The sequence below is a fragment of the Mesorhizobium sp. WSM4823 genome (assembly GCF_055811195.1).
The window spans coordinates 295,843-313,005 of the sequence record NZ_JBVVQL010000004.1 but is presented as its reverse complement, the minus strand read 5'-3'; the positions used below and the strand labels follow the sequence as shown (position 1 = coordinate 313,005).

The 17,163-nt window shown below is 62.5% G+C and carries 18 protein-coding genes and 1 tRNA gene; 8 read left to right on the top strand and 11 right to left on the bottom strand.

What is annotated here, in order from left to right:
* Positions 1-17 precede the first annotated feature (17 nt).
* Positions 18-854 (bottom strand): phenylalanine 4-monooxygenase, encoded by an 837-nt coding sequence (gene phhA / locus AC0L26_RS13495; protein WP_473632965.1) that lies wholly within the window; start codon positions 852-854, stop codon positions 18-20.
* 138 nt (positions 855-992) lie between these two features.
* On the opposite strand from phhA, the gene AC0L26_RS13490 reads away from it, so the two are divergent.
* Positions 993-1,469 carry an Lrp/AsnC family transcriptional regulator gene (locus AC0L26_RS13490; protein WP_473632964.1) on the top strand — a complete coding sequence of 159 codons (477 nt, stop codon included), beginning with the start codon at positions 993-995 and terminating at the stop codon, positions 1,467-1,469.
* Between the two features lie 62 nt (positions 1,470-1,531).
* Here the strand turns inward: AC0L26_RS13490 and argB are convergent, their stop codons facing one another.
* Complete coding sequence (argB, locus tag AC0L26_RS13485; RefSeq protein ID WP_354489832.1) at positions 1,532-2,425, bottom strand: acetylglutamate kinase; 894 nt, start codon at positions 2,423-2,425, stop codon at positions 1,532-1,534.
* A gap of 91 nt (positions 2,426-2,516) precedes the next feature.
* Positions 2,517-4,013, bottom strand: coding sequence for an amidase (locus AC0L26_RS13480; protein WP_473632963.1), 1,497 nt, complete (start codon positions 4,011-4,013; stop codon positions 2,517-2,519).
* Between the two features lie 130 nt (positions 4,014-4,143).
* Here AC0L26_RS13480 and AC0L26_RS13475 point away from each other — a divergent pair, with 130 nt between their 5' ends.
* The 4 genes from AC0L26_RS13475 (at position 4,144) to msrB (ending at position 6,864) form a co-directional block, all read left to right on the top strand.
* Positions 4,144-4,683, top strand: a complete 540-nt coding sequence (locus AC0L26_RS13475; protein WP_127291227.1) for a sigma-70 family RNA polymerase sigma factor — start codon at positions 4,144-4,146, stop codon at positions 4,681-4,683.
* Positions 4,680-5,378, top strand: a complete 699-nt coding sequence (locus AC0L26_RS13470) for an anti-sigma factor (protein ID WP_473632962.1) — start codon at positions 4,680-4,682, stop codon at positions 5,376-5,378. The genes AC0L26_RS13475 and AC0L26_RS13470 overlap by 4 nt, the downstream gene beginning before the upstream one ends.
* A gap of 210 nt (positions 5,379-5,588) precedes the next feature.
* Positions 5,589-6,146: a fasciclin domain-containing protein gene (locus tag AC0L26_RS13465; protein WP_473632961.1), complete on the top strand. Its 558-nt coding sequence runs from the start codon at positions 5,589-5,591 to the stop codon at positions 6,144-6,146.
* A 217-nt stretch (positions 6,147-6,363) separates the two neighbouring features.
* On the top strand, positions 6,364-6,864 hold the full coding sequence (gene msrB, locus AC0L26_RS13460) for a peptide-methionine (R)-S-oxide reductase MsrB (protein ID WP_473632960.1): 501 nt from the start codon (positions 6,364-6,366) through the stop codon (positions 6,862-6,864).
* A 132-nt stretch (positions 6,865-6,996) separates the two neighbouring features.
* Here the strand turns inward: msrB and AC0L26_RS13455 are convergent, their stop codons facing one another.
* Together AC0L26_RS13455 and AC0L26_RS13450 are read right to left on the bottom strand one after the other, a co-directional pair.
* The gene (locus AC0L26_RS13455; protein ID WP_473632959.1) at positions 6,997-8,589 is read right to left on the bottom strand and encodes a DHA2 family efflux MFS transporter permease subunit; all 1,593 of its coding nucleotides are present in this window, start codon (positions 8,587-8,589) and stop codon (positions 6,997-6,999) included.
* 22 nt (positions 8,590-8,611) lie between these two features.
* A complete protein-coding gene (locus AC0L26_RS13450; RefSeq protein WP_473632958.1) occupies positions 8,612-9,793 on the bottom strand; it encodes an HlyD family secretion protein in 1,182 nt (393 codons plus the stop codon).
* 159 nt (positions 9,794-9,952) lie between these two features.
* On the opposite strand from AC0L26_RS13450, the gene AC0L26_RS13445 reads away from it, so the two are divergent.
* On the top strand, positions 9,953-10,672 hold the full coding sequence (locus tag AC0L26_RS13445; RefSeq protein ID WP_473632957.1) for a TetR/AcrR family transcriptional regulator: 720 nt from the start codon (positions 9,953-9,955) through the stop codon (positions 10,670-10,672).
* Here the strand turns inward: AC0L26_RS13445 and yihA are convergent.
* The 5 genes from yihA to rpmH all read right to left on the bottom strand — a co-directional run bounded on the left by yihA (position 10,669) and on the right by rpmH (position 14,574).
* Positions 10,669-11,328: a ribosome biogenesis GTP-binding protein YihA/YsxC gene (gene yihA / locus AC0L26_RS13440; protein WP_473632956.1), complete on the bottom strand. Its 660-nt coding sequence runs from the start codon at positions 11,326-11,328 to the stop codon at positions 10,669-10,671. The genes AC0L26_RS13445 and yihA overlap by 4 nt on opposite strands.
* Positions 11,325-11,963 carry a CatB-related O-acetyltransferase gene (locus tag AC0L26_RS13435; protein WP_473632955.1) on the bottom strand — a complete coding sequence of 213 codons (639 nt, stop codon included), beginning with the start codon at positions 11,961-11,963 and terminating at the stop codon, positions 11,325-11,327. Before AC0L26_RS13435 ends, yihA begins: the two co-directional genes overlap by 4 nt.
* A gap of 263 nt (positions 11,964-12,226) precedes the next feature.
* On the bottom strand, positions 12,227-14,056 hold the full coding sequence (gene yidC, locus AC0L26_RS13430; RefSeq protein WP_473632954.1) for a membrane protein insertase YidC: 1,830 nt from the start codon (positions 14,054-14,056) through the stop codon (positions 12,227-12,229).
* 13 nt (positions 14,057-14,069) lie between these two features.
* Positions 14,070-14,423 carry a ribonuclease P protein component gene (gene rnpA, locus AC0L26_RS13425; RefSeq protein WP_473632953.1) on the bottom strand — a complete coding sequence of 118 codons (354 nt, stop codon included), beginning with the start codon at positions 14,421-14,423 and terminating at the stop codon, positions 14,070-14,072.
* A 16-nt stretch (positions 14,424-14,439) separates the two neighbouring features.
* The gene (gene rpmH / locus AC0L26_RS13420; protein WP_008833937.1) at positions 14,440-14,574 is read right to left on the bottom strand and encodes a 50S ribosomal protein L34; all 135 of its coding nucleotides are present in this window, start codon (positions 14,572-14,574) and stop codon (positions 14,440-14,442) included.
* 301 nt (positions 14,575-14,875) lie between these two features.
* On the opposite strand from rpmH, the gene AC0L26_RS13415 reads away from it, so the two are divergent.
* Together AC0L26_RS13415 and AC0L26_RS13410 are read left to right on the top strand one after the other, a co-directional pair.
* On the top strand, positions 14,876-16,363 hold the full coding sequence (locus tag AC0L26_RS13415) for an ATP-binding protein (RefSeq protein WP_473632952.1): 1,488 nt from the start codon (positions 14,876-14,878) through the stop codon (positions 16,361-16,363).
* A gap of 306 nt (positions 16,364-16,669) precedes the next feature.
* A tRNA-Arg gene (locus tag AC0L26_RS13410) sits at positions 16,670-16,746 on the top strand.
* Positions 16,747-16,921: 175 nt separating this feature from the next.
* Here AC0L26_RS13410 and AC0L26_RS13405 read toward each other — a convergent pair.
* Positions 16,922-17,071 carry a hypothetical protein gene (locus AC0L26_RS13405; RefSeq protein ID WP_473632951.1) on the bottom strand — a complete coding sequence of 50 codons (150 nt, stop codon included), beginning with the start codon at positions 17,069-17,071 and terminating at the stop codon, positions 16,922-16,924.
* Between the last annotated feature and the right edge of the window lie 92 nt (positions 17,072-17,163).

Sequence of the window (17,163 nt, the reverse complement as noted above, 5' to 3'; positions counted from 1 at the left end):
GCGAGCCTCCCCTGCGTTTAAAGTTTCGCCGGGTCGAGCGCCGGCTTGCCCTTGTGGCGTCCGACGATCGCTGCCATCTCGGCGACGTTCTGGAATCCATCGCGCAAAACGTCGAAGGACGGCAGCACGAAATAGGCGCGCTGGAACTTGTCGATCTCGTAACTGGTGCGCATCACCGTTTCCAGATCGAAGGGGACATGGTGCGCCTCCTCGCTTTCAATCGCGAATTGAAGTTCCGCAAAGGACGACATCAGCCCGGCGCCGAAAGCCTTCAGCGGCTGGCCGGCTTCCTGTATCAACCCGTATTCGACGGTGTACCAGTAAAGGCGGCTGATCATCTCGTCGCCGCCAAGCGCGATCAGGTCCTCGGCCTTGTCGCCATACATCTGCATGAAATCGGCAAAGACCGGCTGCGTCAGCGCCGGCACATGGCCAAAGAAGTCGTGGAACATGTCCGGCTCGACGATGTAGTCGAGCTCTTGTTTCGTCCGCAGCCAGTTGGTCACCGGGAAGCGCCGGTTGGCGAGGTGGACGAAGAAGGCTGGTCCGGGAATGAGCCCCGGCACGGCGACGATTTCCCAACCGGTAAGCTTGCGCAGCTTTTCGCTGACCGCACCGAAATCCGGAATCTTGTCGAGCAGGCCCAGCGTGGCGACGCCGTCGAGATAGGACCGGTGCGCCAGCCTTTTGGTCAGCTTCGTCTGGCGGTCGCACAGTGTACGCCACACCGCCTGCTCGTCAGCGGTGTAGTTGTAGCTCTGCTCCACGGTGAAATCGGAACGGCAGACCGAATAGTCGCCGCGAAGGCCTTGCGCCGCGCATTCGCGGGCGTAGTCGGCAACGTTGATCGTCATGGCTGTTCTCCCTGGAAATCACGACTAACCTCATCATAAAAATCTAGCCGGATCCGGTGAGGTAAATCCGCTTTGATGATGGCTCGAACACGTGATTTGAGGTAAAAGCCACCACAGCTAAGCTGTAGGAGAGTGAAAGTGCCTCAGTTTGACGGTTTTGAGATCAAGATGCTCGACATTTTACAACGTGACGGACGCAAGCCCGTATCCGAACTGGCCCAGGAGATCGGCCTGTCGACGACGCCGTGCGCGCGCCGCTTCGAAGCCCTCCAGGGCGCCGGCATCATCAAGGGCTTTGCCGCTGTGCTCAGCCGGCGGGCCGTCGGCTTGATGGTCGAAGTGTTCATTCAAGTGCGCCTCGTAACCCACAGCGACGGTTCGCCCGAAACCTTTATCGCTGCCGTGCAGCGCATGGACGAGGTGTCGTCATGCTGGACGATGACCGGCGACTACGATTTCCTGCTGCATGTGATGGTGCCATCGGTCGACGAACTCAATGCCTTCGTCATGCACCGGCTGATGCGGCTCGACGGCGTGCGCGACGTCCACACGCAGCTCGTGCTGCAAAACATCAAGGGGCCGGGCCATGTGCCGCTCGGGCATCTCCGGCGATGAATATGCCCCGGTGGGGTGGACCTTGCGTTTTCGGCCGATAAGCGCCCGTCAGCCGCCGACGTTCACGGCACGATCAGCGTGCCGGCGCCGTGCTCGGTGAAGAGTTCGAGCAGCACCGAATGCGGCGTCTTGCCGTTGAGGATGACGACGCCCTCGACGCCGCGCTCGATCGCCTCGATGCAGGTCTCGACCTTGGGGATCATGCCGCCCGACACCGTGCCGTCCTTGATCAAGGCCTTTGCCTCGGTCACGGTCAGCTCGTCGATCAGCTTCTTGTTCTTGTCGAGCACGCCGGGCACGTCGGTGAGGAACAGAAGGCGTGTCGCCTGGCAGGCGCCGGCGATGGCGCCGGCAAAGGTATCGGCATTGATGTTGTAGGTGTGGCCGTCGCGGCCGGGCGCCACCGGCGCCAGCACCGGGATCATTTCGGAGCGCGCCAGAAGGTCGAGCAATGTGCGGTCGACCTCGACCGGCTCGCCGACGAAGCCGAGATCGAGCACGCGCTCTATGTTGGAGTCCGGGTCGATCATGGTTTTGCGCGCCTTTTCGGCGAAAACCATGTTGCCGTCCTTGCCGCACAGGCCGATCGCCCATTCGCCCTCGGCATTGATCAGCGCGACGATCTCCTTGTTGATCGAGCCGGCCAGCACCATCTCGACGATCTCGACCGTCTTCTGGTCGGTGACGCGCAGACCGCCCTCGAATTTCGATTCGATGCCCATCTTGCTCAGCATGGCGCCGATCTGCGGCCCGCCGCCATGAACGACGATCGGATTGACGCCGGATTGTTTGAGCAGCGCGATGTCGCGAGCGAAGGCCTTGCCGAGCGCAATATCGCCCATGGCGTGGCCGCCATATTTCACCACCACCGTCTTGTTCTCGTAGCGCTGCATGTAAGGCAGCGCCCGCGAAAGCAGCGCGGCCTGCATTTCGGCGGTGGCGGCGATGTCCGTCATCGGCATGGTTCCCAGCTTGAAATGATCGGCGGCGTCTTAGCGGGAATTGCGGCTGGCCGCAAACGGCTTTGCTGTCATGATTGATCAAACTCTACGCCGGCACCTGCAGCGGCGCCCGCCGCGCCTGCCACCCTGAAATCTTCTCCATCTGCGCGGCCAGCGACAGAAGCGTCTCTTCGTCGCCGGGCCGGCCGGCGGCCTGGATGCCGAGCGGCAGGCCGGCATCGGTGACATAGACAGGTAGCGTGATCGACGGCTGGCCGCTGACGTTCTGGATCGCCGGCCAGTGGGTGAACCATAGGCTCTTGTCCATCAACTGGCCGAACAGCGGCTTGAATTTCAACAGACGGGCGAGGCGCAGCCTGTCGAGCACGTCCTCTATGAACGCATCTGCGCCTTTCGGGTCCATGGCGCCGCAGGCAAGCGGCGGATGGGCGATAACAGGCATCAGTACGGCATCATATTGCGCGGTGTCGGTAATCAGCCGGCGCGACGTGGCATGCAGCCGCTGCAGGCCGGCATAGATCTCGCCGGCCGAGACGATCTCGCCGAAGCGGCTCATCAGGCGTGTGGCACGCTCGACGTCGCCCGAGATGGAGCGTCCGACGCGCAAGGCTTCAGCGCGCATCGTACCGGCCACCGCCGCGGCGACGATCTTGCAGAAATCGGCCATGAAATCGCGATCGATACAAAGCAGGTCGATCTCTTCGACCGTGTGTCCGCCGTCGCGCGTCAGCGCCACGGCCGTATCCAGCGCTGTCAGTGTCTCAGCCGATATCGGCAGGCCGAGCGGCGATTTCCGGTAGACGGCAAGTTTCAGCTTGCCGGGGTCCCGCGCTGCTGCGGCGGCAAAGCTGCCTTTGGGCGGCGCCGCCGCATAGGGCGACAGCGGATCGGGTCCATGGGTCAGGTCGAGCAGCAAGGCCGAATCCCGGACCGAGCGGGCAAGCGCGTGGTCGACGACCAGACCGTACCAGCTTTCGGTGACGAGCGGCGACAGCGGCACGCGGCCGCGCGAGGTTTTCAGCCCAACCAGCCCCGTGCAGGCTGCGGGAACGCGGATCGAGCCGCCGCCGTCCGAAGCATGCGCCACCGGCACGACGCCGGCCGCGACCAGCGCAGCCGCACCTCCAGACGAGCCGCCGCTGGTATGCGCCGTGTTCCACGGATTGCGGGTGATGCCGAAAGCGGCGGATTCGGTCATCAGCCTCAGCCCATATTCGGGCGAGGTGCTGGTGGCGATGGGGACAAGGCCGGCGGCCAGGTGGCGTTCGGTCATCACCGAATCGAAATCGGCAACGAAAGCCGGAATGCGGCTGCCGCCGTGGGATGGCACGCCTTTCATGGCGATGCCGAGATCCTTCAGTGCGAAGGGCACGCCGGCCAACGGCAGCTTGCGGTCGATGCTTTTAGCCCGCGTCCGCGCTGCCTCGTAAAGTGGCTCGACGATGGCGTTGATATCAGGGTGGGTGGCCTCGGCCCGCGCGATCGCCGCATCGACGAGCTCCTGCGCTGCGATCTCGCCCTTGCGCACCAGGCTGGCAAGCCCGGTTGCGTCGTGCTCCCACAAGACCCGTTCAACCGACATTGCCACTCTCCCCGCTATGAGAAGGCTAGCGGTTGCGGGTTTTCTTGGCAATCGAAGCGATGATGCTCTCGGTGACGCAAGATCGCTTCCGCCGTTGCAAATACATTGCAATTGCCTAATTTGGCAGCCGATGACGCCGCAGGACATCAGCAATCTGATCGTCCGGACTTCGATGAAGGACCGGGCTGCGTTCGATCTGCTCTACCGGCAGACCAGCGCGAAACTTTTCGGCGTCTGCCTTCGTGTATTGAAGGACCGGGGAGAGGCAGAAGAGGCGCTGCAGGAGGTCTTCGTCAAGATATGGACGAAGGCGGACCGTTTCGCCGTTTCGGATCTAAGCCCGATTTCCTGGCTGGTGGCCATTGCGCGCAATCACGCGATCGATCGTATCAGGGCGCGGCGAGAGCCTGCCGCCTATATCGATGCTGCGCTCGAGGTGGCCGATCCGGCGCCGGGACCAGAGGCTGCGGCTGTTGCGGGCGGTGAATCCGAGCGCATCTATCGTTGTCTCGACGAATTGGAAAAGGACCGGGCGGCGGCCGTCCGGGGCGCCTATCTGGACGGCGAAAGCTATGCCGAACTGGCGGCACGCCATGACGTGCCGCTGAACACGATGCGGACCTGGCTGCGGCGCAGCCTGCTGAAGCTCAGAGAGTGTCTGGAAAGATGACGCCGGCAGACGATAACGGACCGGAACCTGGGGGCGACGACCTGTTCGCCGCCGAGTATGTTCTTGGTGCCCTGGACGCGGACGAGCGCGAGATCGCGTCACGCCGCATCGATGCGGACGCCGCGTTCGCGCGCCTCGTCGATGCCTGGGAGGCGCATCTTTCGCCGATGGCAGGCGCCTATCCGGAGACAGAGCCTCCGATCAGGGTCAAGGAGGCGATAGATCGCCAACTGTTCGTCGCAGAGCCACGCTCCGGCCTCTGGTCGAGTCTTGCCTTCTGGCGCGGTCTTGCCGCAGCTTCCGTCGCGGCGTTGGCGATCACCATCGCCGTGCCTTACCTCAACCCGCCGGTCGAACAGCCGCGGCTTGTCGCCTCGCTGGCCGCCGACGGCAGCGACGTCAGATATCTTGCCGTCTATGACGCCGCCCATCGCGAGGTCGGCCTGTCGCATGTCTCGGGCGAGCGTGCCGCCGGCAAGGATTTCGAGCTGTGGATGATCGAGGGCAAGAACCAGCCGGTCTCGTTGGGTGTCATCCCGGCCAGTCAGACCGCGCATATGACCCTTTCGCCGGCCGTTAAGGAAAAGCTTGCGCAGGGCGCCGTGCTTGCGGTCAGCCTCGAGCCGGCCGGCGGTTCGCCGACCGGTCAGCCGACCGGCCCCGTGGTCGCTGCGGGCGATTTGAAGAGCATCTGATCGCCCCTGTCGTCTGGCCTTCTCGAGAATGGTTTAAATCAAACTCCGTGGTGGTATTAGATTGGGAAGCATGAGCCCAAGAAGCCCATGCTCTGAGTCATCGTCATGAAAGTTAAAATTTTTCGATGATCGGGGAAACTCACGCACTGATCCCGCCGTATCTCCTTGCGCCCCCAAAGAGGGGAAAAATAAACTGAGGAGATTGAAATTATGCGTAAACTCGCCACCCTTTTGCTTGCCGGAACGATCGCCGTCTCAGCGCTCGGCACCGCCGCCTTTGCCGAAAATCCAATGGTCGGCGGCGCCGCCATGTATGCCACCAAGAATATCGTCGAGAACGCCGTCAACTCGAAGGATCACACGACACTGGTCACGGCCGTCAAGGCCGGTGGTCTCGTCGACACGCTGCAGAGTGACGGCCCCTTCACCGTGTTCGCGCCGACCAACGAGGCCTTTGCAGCACTTCCAGCCGGCACCGTCGACACGCTGCTCAAGCCGGAAAACAAGGACAAGCTGGTCAAGGTCCTGACCTGCCATGTCATCGGCGCCAAGGCGCTGGCTGCCGACGTCACCAAGATGGTCATTGACGATGGTGGCGCGCACAAGGCCAAGACAGCAGGTGGTTGCGAGCTGACGCTCAAGGCCGATGGCGGCAAGGTCACGGTGACCGACGAGAACGGCAATGTCGCCAACGTGACGATCGCCGATGTCGAGCAGTCGAACGGCGTCATCCACGTCATCGACAAGGTTCTCCTGCCGAAGATGTAACGAACGGCCTGCTGCCAGCGAAGATATGGCTGCGGCTCCATGCCGATGGCGCGGGTTTCCGCTCGCGTGACCCGCGCGATCGACAAGCGTATACTCCGCGCCGTCCGCCCCAGCTTGGGGCAGGTGCGGAGTGCCCGTTGTCAGGAGCTGGCCGTCACTGGCTTTTGATTTCCGTGTGACGGTCGAATTTGGCAAACGGACAACAGGAGGAATGGTGATGATCCGGCGCGACTTTCTTTGGAGCGGTGCCGCCGTGGCATTGCTGGCAGGCACGGCAGCGCTGTTGCGCATGGGCCGGCCGCAAGATGCACGCGCGGCCGAAACCTTCGAGGTCACCAAGACCGAGGCCGAGTGGCGCGCTATCCTGTCCGACGCGTCCTTCAATGTGCTGCGCAAGGAAGGCACCGAATATCCCGGCACCAGCCCGTTGCTCAACGAACATCGCAAGGGCATTTTTGCCTGCGCCGGCTGCGACCTGCCGCTCTATTCCTCCGAAACCAAGTTCGATTCCGGTACCGGCTGGCCGAGCTTCTGGCAGGAGATTCCCAACGCCGTCGGCGAGACGGTGGACAGGTCTCTGGGCATGACCCGAACCGAGGTCCACTGCCGCCGCTGCGGCGGTCATCTCGGCCATGTCTTCGACGACGGTCCGCCGCCGACCGGCTTGCGTCATTGCATCAACGGCGTGGCCTTGACCTTCAAGCCGGCCACGGCCTGAGATGGAAACAAAGAGATAGAGGGGCGGAGGGTCCGCCGCTCCCAGACATCCTAACAGTTGATTTGCGCATGACCCCGAAAATCGCCTTTCGGGGTCATGCGCGAGGGCGCCAGGCGGGGGATCCGGCGCTCCTCAGTGTCCGCCACCGCCGCCGCCCTGTGCGGCTGGCTTGCGGATCACCAGGGTGAAGAGCCCAAGCGTCGCGAACAGCACCGTTAGCATGACAAACACATCCATGAAGGACAGCAGCGACGCCTGTTGCTGGACCATGCCCGACAGTTTGGAGATCGCCGCCTTGGAGGCGTCGAGGCCTGCGGTCTGCTCGAAGTTGAGCGTCATGTTCTGCAGCTTCTCCTGCGCGGCGGCACTGCCCCATTGCACATGTTCGGAGAGCCTGGCGTAGTGGAAGGCATTGCGGTCGATCAGCACCGTGTTGATGACGGCGAGGCCGACCGCGCCGCCGAGATTGCGGGTCAGGTTGAACAGGCCCGACGCATTCTTCAACCGCTCGGGCGGCAACGTGCCCAGCGCGATGTTGTTGACCGGCACCATGCACAGCATCATCGAACAGCCGCGCAGGATCTGCGGGATCAGCAATTCATAGAAATCCCAGTCGGCGGTCAGATGCGTCATCCACCAGGTCCCCGTGGCGAAGCCGAAGAAGCCGATCATCATCATCAGACGCGGGTCCATCTTGTTCGACAGGATGCCGGAAATCGGGGCGGTGAAGAACATGGCCAGGCCGCTGACGAACAGCGCCTCGCCGATCATCAGGGAATCGTAGCCGCGGATGCGCCCGAGGAACACCGGATAAAGATAGGTCAGGCCGTAGAGGCCGATGCCGACGACGAAGGAGAACAGCGAGCCGAAGGCGAAGTTGACGTTGGTGAAGGCCTTCAGGTCGACAATCGGCTCCTCGGCTGTGAAAGCGCGCCAGAAGAACAGCACCGCGCCGACGGTCATGATGGTGGCGCAGATGAACACCGCCTGATCCTGCAGCCAGTCGTTGTTAGGACCTTCCTCCAGCACATATTCCATGCAGCCCAGGAAGGCCGCCATGCCGGCAAGGCCCCACCAGTCGAACTTGCTGAACAGCTTGAGATTGGGCTTGTCGAAGTCGATCAGCGACCATGCCGCAGCGGTGACCAGGATGCCGGGCACGACATTGATCAGGAACAGCCAGTGCCAGGACATGGCATGGCTGATATAGCCGCCGACGGTCGGGCCAATGGTCGGCGCCAGCGTCGCCACCAGACCGATCATCGGCGATACCATGGCGCGGCGCGACGGCGGGAAGATGGTGAAGGCGGCAGCGAAGACGCTCGGAATCATGCCGCCGCCGATGAAGCCCTGGATGGCCCGGTAGACGATCATCTGGTCGATATTGGTGGCGGTCGCCGCCAGCGCACTCGCGGCGGTGAAGCCAGCCGCGGAGACGGTGAACAGCACGCGCGTCGACAGCATCCGGCTGAGAAAACCCGACAGCGGGATCATGATGACTTCGGCGATCAGATAGGCGGTCTGCACCCACGGGATCTCGTCGGAACTGGCGCTCAAGCCCGCCTGGATCTCGGCCAGCGAGGCCGAGACGATCTGGATGTCGAGGATTGCCATGAACATCCCGAACACCATGGCCAGGAAAGCTATGACACGCCGCGTGGAAATGGTGTCAGGCGTAGCCGGCCTTGCCGACGGCGATCCTGCTGTCAAGGTCGCGGTTGCCATGGCATTGCTCCCAAGCGGCCGCTCAGTTCGACGCGGCCGGCGCCGTGCGGCTGTCGACGGCGACGACGACGCTTAAGCCCGCGCGCAGCTTGCCTGTCTTCAGCACATCCGCCGGCACGTCGATGCGAACCGGCACGCGCTGCACGACCTTGGTGAAGTTGCCGGTGGCGTTTTCCGGCGGCAGCAGCGAGAACACCGCGCCGGATGCCGGCGCCAGCGACGAGACGGTGCCCTCGAAATCCTCACCGTCGATCGCGTCGACCGAAATCCTGACCTTTTCGCCAGGCACCAGCCGCGCGAGCTGGGTCTCCTTGAAGTTGGCGACGATATAGAGCTTGTCCATCGGCACGATGACGGCGAGCTTCTGTCCCGGGCTGATCAGGTCGCCCTGCTCGACGGAGCGGTTGCCGACGACGCCGTCATAGGGCGCGCGCAGCACGGTGAAGGACAGGTCCCGCGCGGCCTTGTCACGGGCAAGCTGCAGCGACGCCAGCGTGCTTGCCGTCTCCGCACGCTGCGCCTGCAGCACACCGATATTGGCCTGCGCCGCCGCGATCTGGGCATCGGCGCCTACAAGGGCGGCATTGGCCTGCTCGACCGCGGTCTGGGCATCATCCAACTGGGCCTGGGTCCCGACATGTGTCTTGAGCAATTGGGCGGCGCGCGCTTGAACTCGCGCCGCATTGTCGGCAGCGGCCTGGTCGGCGGTCTTCTGCGCCTGCGCTTGCTCGAGCGACGCCCGCGCCGCCTCGGTCTGGGCGTCGATACGGTCGAGCGTCTTGGTCAAGGTGGCGATCTGCGCCTCGGCCTGGGCGACCGCTATTTTGTAGTCGCCATTGTCGACGACCAGCAGCGGATCGCCGGCCTTGACCTGCTGGTTCTCGGTCACCTTGACCTGATCGACATAGCCGGAAATTTTCGGCGAGATGAACGCCATGTCGGCCTGGACATAGGCGTCGTCGGTTGAGATCATGAAGCGCCCGTCGGTCCAGTAGTCATAGCCATACCAGGCGCTTGCGCCCAACAAGCCAAGTGCGATGATCGGCAACAGAAAGGAGCGCGCCGAACGTTTCTTTTTGGCCGGCGTGTCGGCCGGAGGACTTATGGCGGGCTCGGTCGGGGCATTCGGCGCCTCGATTGCTGGCGCGACCTTGGCGTTGGGGAATGGGCGGACGTCGGCGGTGGGGGTTGCGTTCGAGGACATGGAATCTCTCTTGGCATTTCTCTGGAAACGGGGCATCTCTCTGGAAAATCAGTCAGACTGAACCGTTCGGTTCGATGCAAACGTTGACTTAGCGCAGAGAGCGGCCCATATCAAGGTGATCGAACCGATCGGTTCGAATATTTTTCGAGGTGTGACGTTATGACCGAACCCGACAAGGACCAGTGCGATCTGCTGGATGGCCTGCGTCGCGGCCGCCCCGCGGCGGGACAGGACCCGGTCAAGCGCAGCCAGATCATCGACGGCGCCCGTCGTGTCTTCATCGACAAGGGCTTTGAGGCGGCGTCGATGAACGACATCACGCGCGAGGCCGGTGTTTCCAAGGGCACGATCTATGTCTATTTCGCCAACAAGGAAGAGCTGTTCGAAGCGCTGATCGAAGAAGAGCGCGGCACGATCTTCAAGAACATGTACGATCTGCTCGATCGCGCCGACGACCTTCGCGAGACGTTAGTGAAGTTCGGCAAGGTGCTGTCCCTCAAGATAACCTCGGCCAAGGTCGTCCAGGCGCAGCGCACGGTAATCGGCGCATCCGACAGGATTCCCGAACTTGGCGCGCGTTTTTATGAACGCGGCCCGAAACGCGGCCACGACAAGGTCGTTGCTTTTCTCAATGCCGCCATCGAGCGCGGCCTGCTGCGGATCGACGATGTCGATCTTGCCGCCTATCAGTTCACCGAGCTGTGCCTTGCAGGTCTTTTCCGTCAGTGCATATTCGCCTACCGCACCAAAGCCCCGAGCCAGGAAGAAATCGACCACATTGTCAGGTCGGGCGTCAGCATGTTCCTGAAGGCTTACGGCACCGAAAGGCTTGCCACGGAAGAACGCACCCAGACAATTGCGCTAGAGGCAAAGTCCTAGCCGCCATTGGCCGCCAGCACGATCGCCGCGCGCAAGTCCTCTAGGCCCTCGTTTTTTTCCGACGACGTGGCGAGAACGAACGGAAACGCGGCCGGCCGCTTCTTGATCTTCTGCAGTGTTTCTTCGATCAATCGCGGCACGCCGGCCGCTTTGATCTTGTCGGTCTTGGTCAGCACGACCTGGTAGGACACCGCCGCTTTGTCGAGCAGCGACAGCACCTCGTCGTCCTTGGCCTTGATGCCATGGCGGGCGTCGATCAGCACGTAGACGCGCTTCAGCGTGACGCGACCCTTGAGATAGTCGAAGACGAGTTTCGTCCAGTCGTCGACCTTTTCCTTGGGCGCGGTGGCATAGCCGTAGCCAGGCATGTCGACCAGCGCCATCGGCGGCAGGTCGGCGCCTTCGCCGGAAAATCCTCCCGGAACGAAATAGTTGAGTTCCTGCGTCCGCCCCGGCGTGTTGGACGTGCGCGCCAGCCCCTTCTGATTGACCAGCGCGTTGATCAGCGACGATTTGCCGACGTTCGAGCGGCCGGCAAAGGCAATCTCCGGCGGTCCTTCCGGCGGCAGGAATTTCATTGCCGGCACGCCGCGGATAAATATCCACGACCGCGTGAACAGCTCGGTGCCGATCACGGTCTTGTTCAACGCGTTCAAACCGCTGCCTCCAGAAGAGAAATATCGGCGCCTCTGATGGCATTGAGGTTGCGGCTGATCTTTTCCACCGGCCAATCCCACCACGCCGTTGCCAAAAGCCGCCGGATGGTCCTGTCGTCGAAGCGCATCTTCACCACCTTGGCCGCATTGCCGGCGACGATCGCATAGGGTGGCACGTCATGCGTCACCACCGATTTTGCCGCAACAATGGCGCCATGGCCGACCGTCACGCCGGGCAGGATTACTGCCTCCATGCCGATCCATACATCATTGCCGACCACTGTGTCGCCTCGATATTCCTTCGACCAGGTGGCTGGGTCGAAACCCTCTTCCCAGCCATGACCGAAGATGTTGAACGGATAGGTCGAAAAGCCGGACATGGCATGGTTGGCGCCGTTCATGATAAAGCGGGCACCCTCGGCGATGGCGCAGAACTTGCCGATGATCAGCCGGTCGCCGATGAATGGATAATGATGCAGCACGCATCGCTCGGCGAATTTGTCGGGCCCGTCCGGATCGTCATAATAGGTGAAGTCGCCGATCTCGATGTTCGGCGCAGTGACCAATCCCTTCAGGAAACCGACGCGCGTATGCATCGGGATCGGGTGCTTGATGTTGGGGTTGGGTCCGATCATGGTCTGGCTCCATCGGCGAAAAAACAGACAGGGTCAAAAATAGCGCGATCCGCCCGGCAACCAACCGCGTGCGCGCAGGATCATCCTTACCTGTTCATCGACGGAACGCTCCTGAAACGAGAGCGAGCTTATAGGGATGTGCCGCGGCGGCGTCTACCGCCGGGCCGATCGGTTCGCGTCCAGCGGCGGCTCGGCTTGTGCGAAAAAAGCCCCGGTCTGTGAACTGACCGGGGCTTTTCTGAATCCGCAAAAGGGGACGCCGGCTATTCCGCCGGCGACGGTTTCTTCCGGAAAAGCGCGACCAGATTGTCCCACAACTCGATCTTGGCGCCCTGCCGCTTCATGATCACGCCTTGCTGGATGATCGAAAGCAGATTGTTCCAGGCCCAATAGATGACGAGGCCGGCCGGAAAACCCGCCATCATGAACGTGAAGACCACCGGCATCCAGGTGAAGATCATGGCCTGCGTCGGGTCCGGCGGCGTCGGGTTCATGCGCATCTGCAGGAACATGGTCACACCCATGATCAGCGGCCAAACGCCGATCATCAACATATGCGGCAGGGTGATCGGGATGAGGCCGAACAGGTTGAAGATCGAGGTCGGATCGGGCGCTGCCAGATCCTGGATCCAGCCGAAGAACGGTGCGTGCCGCATCTCGATGGTGATGTAGAGCACCTTGTAGAGCGCGAAGAAGACCGGGATCTGCAGCGCCACCGGCCAGCAGCCGGCGAGCGGATTGATCTTCTCGGTCTTGTAGAGCTCCATCATCGCCTGCTGCTGTTTCATCTTGTCGTCCGCGTATTTCTCGCGGATTTCGAGCATCTTCGGCTGCACCTTCTTCATGTTCGCCATCGACGCGTAGGATTTGTTGGCAAGCGGGTAGAAAACGGCTTTGACCACGACGGTTGTGGCCAGGATGGCCAGACCGAAATTGCCGAAGAATTTGTACATCGTGTCGATCAGGTAGAACATCGGCTTGGTGATCCAGATGAACCACCCCCAGTCGATCAAACGGTCGAACAACCTGATATGGCGATCTTGCGCATAGGCGTTGACCTTGGCGACTTCCTTGGCGCCGGCGAAGATTTCGGTCTCTACCGTCGCCGATTGGCCGGCATCAATATTGATCGGGTCGGTGAGGAAGTCGGCCTGGTAGCGGGGGCGGCCGTCCTCGAAATAGGCGTAGCGCGGCTGGAACGGCTGCTTCTCTGTCGGCACCAGCGTCACCGCCCAGTATTTGTCGGTGATGCCCAGCCAGCCATCGGTCGACTTGCCCGGCGTGAACTGCTTGTCCTCCTCGACGGAAGCGTATTTGTGTTCCTGGAGGCCTTCCGTGCCGGTGACGCCGATCAGCCCTTCATGCAGCACATAGATGCTGGCGACGGCAGGCTTGTCGAAGCGGGTGACACGGCCGTAATTCGACAGGGTAACTGCGGTCGAACCGGAATTCTGCACCGTGTCCGAGACCGTGAACATATAGTCGCTGTCGACGGAGAAGGTGCGCTTGAAAGTCAGGCCCTTGTCGTTGGTGAAGGTCAGCGCAACCGGCGTCGCCGGGGTCAGCGTCGCATTGCCGTCGACGGTCCACACCGTTTCCGGCCCCGGCACCGCGCCGGTCTTGTCGCTGCCGACGAAGCCGATCTCGGCATAGTAGCCGGTAGGCAGCGCCGCCGGGTTGAGCAGCTCGATCTCGGGCGAGTTCTTGTCGACCGTCGTCGTGTAGTGCTTGAGCCTGAGATCGTCGAGACGGGCGCCGGTGAGATTGATCGAGCCCTCCAGGCTCGGCGTGTCGATCTTGACGCGCTGGGTCGACGCCAGCGCCTGCTCGCGGCCGGCCGGCGTCGTGCCGTCGGTTCCCGGTGCGTTCGGGCCCGCTGCATTGGGAATGGCTCCTTGCTGCGGCACCGGCGTTTCGCTACCGCCCGGACTGGTGCTTTGGGCCGCCTTCTTCTGCTCCGCTACCCGCTGTTCTTCGACGCGGGCCTTCTCGCGCTGTGCCTCGCTCTGCGGCAGCACGTAAAAATACTGCCAAAGCGACAGGATCAGCACCGACAGTGCGATGGTGATGAAGAAGTTCCGGTTGTTTTCCATCGAAAGCCTTGGCCTATCGTGTTACGCGCAATCGGCGGGAGAGTTCGGCCTTCAATTGGCCGAACGGAGTGGTAAGCACGTCTTCGCGCCCGACGATGACATAGTCATTGCCAGGCGCCATGTCACCCGCGGCATGGGTGCGCACGGCTTCTCTCAGCCGCCGCCGGATGCGGTTGCGCACGACTGCATTGCCGACCTTCTTGGTGACCGTGTAGCCGACGCGAGGCGCCTCTGTGTCGCTGCGGTCCAGAACCTCGACGAGAAAAAGCCGCCCGCGGCGCTTTTCGCCACGCCGGACGGCCAGGAAGTCCGCGCGCTTCAGAAGCCGCTTGGGATGGGCTCCCGCTGGCTTGCCGGTTGCGGACAACGATCTCGTCTTCCGGTCAGGCGCTGAGCCGCTTGCGACCGCGGTTACGGCGGGCTGCGACGACGCCACGACCACCCTTGGTGGCCATGCGGGCACGGAAACCGTGCCGGCGTTTGCGGACGAGTTTGGACGGTTGGTATGTACGCTTCATTTGTTTTAATACCGCGGGGTGCGGCCCTTCTTGATTCTGTCACTCTGTAACAGGAGCTTTGCCGGGTCGGTTTGGCGCGATCGAAACCGCGCCGGGACGAATGGCCCGAGCGTGAGCGGGCTTATAGAAAGAAGGGTTTTGGAAGTCAATCCGGCGCCGACATCAGGCGCCGTCAGGCTGATGGCCGAAGTGATCGTCGAACCTGGGCAGTCTCATCCCGTACTGGGACGAAGGACGAAATTGGCAAAAAAGCCGCAATGGCCTAATCTTGGCCGATCAAGCGATCGTGAAGAAAAGCAGCATGAGTGAAATCCCATCCGCGGATGACAGGACCGATCGGGCGACGACCGCCGCCCGTACCGTGCCCTTGTCGCGTGGATTGTCGACAAAGCTCCTGCTGCTCACCATCGTCTTCGTGCTCCTGGCCGAGGTCCTTATCTTTCTGCCCTGGATCGCCAGCTACCGGCTGAGTTGGCTGAAGGAGAGGCTGAACACCGCCGCCGCCGTTTCGATCGTGCTGGTGCAGGGAGAGCCCGCCTCGCTGTCCCGCTCCGCCCAGAACGACGTGCTCACGGCGATCGGCGCCAAGGCCATCGCCGTGCGCGACGGCGGCGTCTCGCGCCTTTTGGTGGTGGCTGAAATGCCGCCGCAGGTCGACGAGCATATCGACATCGCCAATGTCGGCCTGGTCGAGGGCATGACCAGTGCTTTGGACACGCTGTTTTTCGGCGGCGAGCGGATGCTGCGCGTGTTCGGGCCTGTCGGCGACAGCGACAAGGAATTCGAGCTGATCATGCCCGACTACAGCTTGCGCAATGCCATGCTCATCTATTCGCGCAACGTCGCCTTCGTCTCGCTGCTGATCTCGCTGTTCACCGCCATGCTGGTTTATGCCGCCATAGACCTGATCATGATCGGGCCGATCCGGACAATGACGCGTTCGATGCTGGCCTTCTCCGAGGCGCCGGACGACCCTGGGCGGATCATCCACCCAGCCGCCCGCGCCGACGAGATCGGCGTTGCAGAGCGCGAGCTCTCGCAGATGCAGGAGCGGCTGCAAAAGATGCTTGCCGAGCAGAAGCACCTCGCCGACCTTGGCCTCGCCGTGTCGAAGATCAACCACGACATGCGCAACATCCTGGCGTCGGCACAGCTGATGTCGGACCGTCTGCGCCAGGTCAAGGACCCGACCGTGCAGGCCTTTGCGCCGAAACTGCTGCGCGCGCTCGATCGCGCCGTATCCTATTCGGAAGGCGTGCTCGCCTATGGCCGCACCCAGGAGCCGCCGCCGTCGCGCCGCAGGCTCAGGCTGCGCCAACTGGTCGACGACGTCCACGGCCTGCTCGACACCGAAGGCGGTATCGAGTTCGTCAACGCCGTCGACCTGGCTTTCGAGGTGGATGCCGATTCCGATCAGCTCTTTCGCGTGCTCACCAATCTTTGCCGCAACGCCGTGCAGGCAATGGCGGCGGACGCGGAAAGCGCGGTGGTGCGCCGGTTGGCGGTGTCGGCAGAGCGCGTCGGCAGCGTCAGCCGCATCACCGTCACCGACACCGGCCCCGGCCTGCCGCCGAAGGCACGAGAGAACCTGTTCGCGGCGTTCCGCGGCTCGGCCCGCAGCGGCGGCACCGGCCTTGGCCTGGCGATCGCCTATGAATTGATCCGCGCCCATGGCGGCGCGGTGGAGCTTGTCGAAAGCAGGGGCGGCCGCACCACATTCGCGGTCACCATTCCCGACGAGCCGGTCCGGCTCGACCAGGCCCGCAACGGCCTGCGCCGCCCAGCCTGATCCGGGGCAATTCCAGGAAAACTGTGTAACGGTTTCCCGTCCGGAATTGCGCAGAACCCGGGGCAATTCCAGGAAAAGTGCGTAACGGTTTCCCGTCCGGAATTGCGCAGAACCCGGGGCAATTCCAGGAAAAGTGCGTAACGGTTTTCCGTCCGGAATTGCTCAAAACAACGAGCCGGCCAGCGCGAACAACAAAACTTTTGCCGGATCGGCTTGCTTTTCGGAAATTCAGTCGCTAGGGAACACGTCACATCGCGGCCGGTCGCCAGGATCGGATCGCGGGCCACGCAAAGCATGGCCTGTTGCGCGCCCGTAGCTCAGCTGGATAGAGCACCAGACTACGAATCTGGGGGTCAGGAGTTCGAATCTCTTCGGGCGCGCCAATCGGAATGCACATCCCTACTAGTTAATGGCACAGACCAAATTGCGATGAAGGGCGAAGCACAGCGCTGAACTGGTTTGTTGGCCCTGCCGGGCTATCATCGCCCGCTGGGCTTGGATACCAGAGATGATAGCCTAGAAAGGGCGGCACCAGCCCTCCAGCCCCGGCTGAAGCCGTCATTCAGCAAGGACGGGGTGCGGCGCGTGGTCGGGCAGGCAGGCAAGGGCCAGGCTGTTCAATACGGCGTCGCCCTCCGCCAGTGCGGCGACGGACGGCTCCGGACGAAGCAGATCACGGCTGACGAAGGTCAGAACGGTGTAGGCCACAATCGTCACGCATTTGTGAGCTGTGTATAAGTCTTTCCGGGATTATGGGTCTAATCTTGGGCCGTGCGTCGCCTTAAGTATCAGTAACAATA

What these genes read in the sequence shown, in the direction of transcription:
- AC0L26_RS13480 (WP_473632963.1), bottom strand. Translation starts at nt 4,013, where the DNA reads ATGTCGGTTGAACGGGTCTTGTGGGAGCACGACGCAACCGGGCTTGCC.
- AC0L26_RS13415 (WP_473632952.1), top strand. Translation starts at nt 14,876, where the DNA reads ATGAGTGAAATCCCATCCGCGGATGACAGGACCGATCGGGCGACGACC.
- AC0L26_RS13450 (WP_473632958.1), bottom strand. Translation starts at nt 9,793, where the DNA reads ATGTCCTCGAACGCAACCCCCACCGCCGACGTCCGCCCATTCCCCAAC.
- AC0L26_RS13465 (WP_473632961.1), top strand. Translation starts at nt 5,589, where the DNA reads ATGCGTAAACTCGCCACCCTTTTGCTTGCCGGAACGATCGCCGTCTCA.
- AC0L26_RS13435 (WP_473632955.1), bottom strand. Translation starts at nt 11,963, where the DNA reads ATGATCGGACCCAACCCCAACATCAAGCACCCGATCCCGATGCATACG.
- AC0L26_RS13455 (WP_473632959.1), bottom strand. Translation starts at nt 8,589, where the DNA reads ATGGCAACCGCGACCTTGACAGCAGGATCGCCGTCGGCAAGGCCGGCT.
- AC0L26_RS13470 (WP_473632962.1), top strand. Translation starts at nt 4,680, where the DNA reads ATGACGCCGGCAGACGATAACGGACCGGAACCTGGGGGCGACGACCTG.
- yidC (WP_473632954.1), bottom strand. Translation starts at nt 14,056, where the DNA reads ATGGAAAACAACCGGAACTTCTTCATCACCATCGCACTGTCGGTGCTG.
- AC0L26_RS13445 (WP_473632957.1), top strand. Translation starts at nt 9,953, where the DNA reads ATGACCGAACCCGACAAGGACCAGTGCGATCTGCTGGATGGCCTGCGT.
- rpmH (WP_008833937.1), bottom strand. Translation starts at nt 14,574, where the DNA reads ATGAAGCGTACATACCAACCGTCCAAACTCGTCCGCAAACGCCGGCAC.
- phhA (WP_473632965.1), bottom strand. Translation starts at nt 854, where the DNA reads ATGACGATCAACGTTGCCGACTACGCCCGCGAATGCGCGGCGCAAGGC.
- AC0L26_RS13475 (WP_127291227.1), top strand. Translation starts at nt 4,144, where the DNA reads ATGACGCCGCAGGACATCAGCAATCTGATCGTCCGGACTTCGATGAAG.
- argB (WP_354489832.1), bottom strand. Translation starts at nt 2,425, where the DNA reads ATGACGGACATCGCCGCCACCGCCGAAATGCAGGCCGCGCTGCTTTCG.
- msrB (WP_473632960.1), top strand. Translation starts at nt 6,364, where the DNA reads ATGATCCGGCGCGACTTTCTTTGGAGCGGTGCCGCCGTGGCATTGCTG.